The organism is Milkweed yellows phytoplasma str. MW1, from assembly GCF_000309485.1.
Taxonomy (GTDB): domain Bacteria; phylum Bacillota_I; class Bacilli_A; order Acholeplasmatales; family Acholeplasmataceae; genus Phytoplasma.
Window position 1 is genome coordinate 1 of sequence record NZ_AKIL01000056.1, and the last position, 3,445, is coordinate 3,445.

Sequence of the window (3,445 nt, forward strand, 5' to 3'; positions counted from 1 at the left end):
AATTGATGAGAAGAAAAATATTTAAAAGAATTTAAAATCAAGAACACAAAACCAATTAAAAACATTTTTAAAAAATTTAAAAATAAAACACTATAAATTCTTTTATAAGATAATAAAAAACTCATTATTAAAAGATTAAAAACACTTATTAAAGAAGAGAAGAAGTCAAAATATATTAAAATTTTAAAAATACCTCTAATTTCCTCAATGTTATTATTATTTTTATTTTTATTTAAAAAATTAAAAATACTTTCCCATTGGAAAAAAATAAATAACAAAGTCATAAAAGCAATAACAATAACTAATGTAAGAGTCTTTTTTAAAATTTGAAAAGTCTCATGAAAATTATTTTTTTCAATATTTTTATTAACTAAAAAAGATTGCGTTTCTTCAAAAGAAATTTCTATATTATAAATTATACCGATAAAGAAACTAACCAAACTATAAGTGGCGACCGTTATTACTCCATTATTAGTTTCATTAATGATAGAAAAATTAAGAATAACTTTAGTTAAAATATTACTAATTCTAATAGAAAAAATAGATAAAAACAATTGAAATAATTTTTTTAAAAAATTTTTATCAAAAGAAGCTTTTGTCAAATTAATTCTAAAAAGATTTTTTTTATTAAAAATAATAAAAAAAGAAATCACAGTTAATAAAAAATCAGATATTAAAGTGGAAAGAGAAACATAAAAGACATAATTTTCTAAATTTTCTTCAGACGAAAGTCTTTTATCAGGCGAAATACAAACACAAAGGAAATAAGAAATAAATATTTTTAGAAAAAAATTGAACAAATTTAAAAAGAAAACTTTAGAATTATGTTTTTGAATTCTTTCAAAACCTAAAATAATCATATTAATGGTAACAAAAACTAAAGAAGATAAAGAAAGTAAAAAATAACTTTTTCCGTATTTATCTTCAATAAAGTCTTCTTTAATATTTAATAATTTTAAAAAAGATGCTCTCAAATATATGAAAAAACTTAAAACAAAAATTACAAAGAAAAAAGAAAATACTAAAAAAAAATTAGATAATTTATTCATTTTTTCAAAGTTTTTTAAACTATATTCCCTAGCTATTAAAGAAATTCCAGCAATGATAATGGAAAAAACAAAAGTAAAAATTATTTTTTTAGCTCCATTAATTTGCGAAAACATACTTATTTCTTTTAAACCAAATTTATTTTTTAAGAAAAATAAATCAATATTATTAGAAATATTGTTAAAAACTAAATAAATCATCATAGGAAAAGAAGAAAATAAAATAAATTTCCATATGTTTGTTTCTTTTATTTTTTGTGTTTTTTTTTCTAAATCATTCATTTAAAAAAATACCCCCTACCTTATGAAGGTATAAGATTTTTTAAAAATTTTTTTTATTGCCATCCGATACCTAATTTTTTCTTAACTTTTTTTATTTTTGTTTCTGCAATAAAACTGGATTTTTTTGCTCCTTTTTCAAAAATTTCATATAAAATAGAGTTTTTATTATAAAAAGCAAATTTCTTTTGAATTTCATCAATTGTTTCCACCACTACATCAGAAACTTTTTCTTTTAAAATTTGATAAGAAGAATTTAAAAAATATTTTTCAGTTTCTTCCATTGATAAATCTTTTAAAGCTGAATAAATGGTTAAAAGGTTTGAAATTCCTGGTTTTTTTTCTACATCATAATAAATTTTTTTATCCGAATCGGTGACAGATCTCATAATTTTTTGTCTAATAATCTTCAAATCTTCTGAAAGAAAAATACAACCTTTATCATTTTGTGGATCCAATTGAAAACTTTTACTCATTTTTTTAGTCGGTTCGGTTAAAGATTTAATTGTATGACCCATTTTTAAAAATTCAGGAATAACAAAAGTTTCTCCATATAAACTATTAAAACGATCAGCTAAATCGCGAGTCAATTCTAAATGTTGTTTTTGATCTTGACCAACCGGAACCACATTAGCGTCATAAAGTAAAATATCTGAAGCCATTAAAAGAGGATAAGTATAATAAGAAGTTCTTATGTTTTGACTAGAATTATTTTTTTTCTGTTCTTTAAATTGGATCATTCGGTTTAATTCGCCTAAATAAGAAGTAGACTCCATTATATAACTCAAATAAGTATGTTGAACAACTTCTGATTGAACAAATAAATTAACCTGAGAAGGTTCTAAACCTGAAGCTAAATAAAGAGCCGCGATATTTTTAATTCTTTTATTTAATAATGTTGGTTCTTGAAATTTTGTTAAAGCGTGTAAATCAGCAATAAAAACATAAAGATCATATTCTTGATTAAATTTTTTTTGAAAATTAACTAACGGTTTAACGACTCCTAAATAATTTCCTAAAGTTAAATCTCCAGTTGGCTTTATTCCCGTCACTAATCTTTTTTTTGCAATTGACATTTTTATCAACCTTTTTTTAAATTTAATTATTTTTTTAATCGTATATAATTATATTACCTTTTAAAAAGCTTTTTTTATCATTAAATTTATTCTTAAAATATAGAACAAAGAAAAAAAGGAACGAAAAGAAAAAAGTTAAAATCAGTATTCTAAAAAAAACAGCTGTTTTTCCTCCAATATTTCTCATATCGAATAATGGTTCGCCAAATAATTTATTAATTTCTTTGCCTCGATAAGAATGCTGTTTATGACATTGAATATTAGGATAAGGAAAAAAACATTTATCCCCTCCTTTTTTACAATTACGATAACCTTTATTAGGAGAGAATAACAACAAATAATAAAAAGAGAGAAATAAAATAGGGTGAATGAAAGTTAAAAATATTTTTCTAAAATTATTAAAATTAACTGGAATAAAAAAGAAAAAAAGAACGAAATAAGAAAAAGGTATTAAAACGTGTTGTGAAATACTTAAAGCACGCCAAATTCTATCTTCTAAATTATTATTTCTTATAATTTGAACAAAATCACTGCTTTCAGGCGTCCAAAATGGATGAAGGAAAAGATTGTAAATAAAAGTAGTTAATAAAGCATCTACCATAATAATAATTATCAATAAAGAATGAATTTTTTTATTTTTAATTTTAAGAAAAAAAGATAATAAAATTAATAAAACCGCAATATTCATTTGAAAAGTAAAATATTTTAAATATCTTAAAAAAACTTCTTTACAAAAAAAAATTCCCTTTTCTTGTTTAGAAAAAATAAAAAAAGTTATTATATCTGACAAGATTGTAAATAAAGTTATAAATAAAACAAAATAAAATAATTTTTCCCCTTTAGGGTTTTTTAACATATTTAAAAAATTAAGTTTCTTTTTTTCTATTAATTGATTGGTATTCATTTTGTTTTTTAAATTATGCTTCTTCTTCCTTTACTTTGATAATTCAATAAATAATTTTATTTTCGAAATGTAAAAGTAAAAATTTTTTATGAAAAATGGAAAAATAATATATAATAGATCGGAAGAGCGTCGTGTAGGGA

3 protein-coding genes are annotated in these 3,445 nt (G+C 21.1%); all 3 read right to left on the bottom strand.

Going from position 1 to position 3,445, the window contains the following annotated elements:
- Positions 1–1,328: MATE family efflux transporter (locus RI76_RS01390; RefSeq protein WP_017192354.1), on the bottom strand; the 1,328-nt coding region annotated here is incomplete at its 3' end.
- A 53-nt stretch (positions 1,329–1,381) separates the two neighbouring features.
- Complete coding sequence (gene trpS / locus RI76_RS01395; RefSeq protein ID WP_017192355.1) at positions 1,382–2,401, bottom strand: tryptophan--tRNA ligase; 1,020 nt, start codon at positions 2,399–2,401, stop codon at positions 1,382–1,384.
- A 34-nt stretch (positions 2,402–2,435) separates the two neighbouring features.
- Entirely contained in the window at positions 2,436–3,305 is an 870-nt protein-coding gene (locus RI76_RS01400; protein ID WP_017192356.1) for a hypothetical protein, read from the bottom strand.
- Between the last annotated feature and the right edge of the window lie 140 nt (positions 3,306–3,445).

What these genes read in the sequence shown, in the direction of transcription:
- trpS (WP_017192355.1), bottom strand. Translation starts at nt 2,401, where the DNA reads ATGTCAATTGCAAAAAAAAGATTAGTGACGGGAATAAAGCCAACTGGA.
- RI76_RS01400 (WP_017192356.1), bottom strand. Translation starts at nt 3,305, where the DNA reads ATGAATACCAATCAATTAATAGAAAAAAAGAAACTTAATTTTTTAAAT.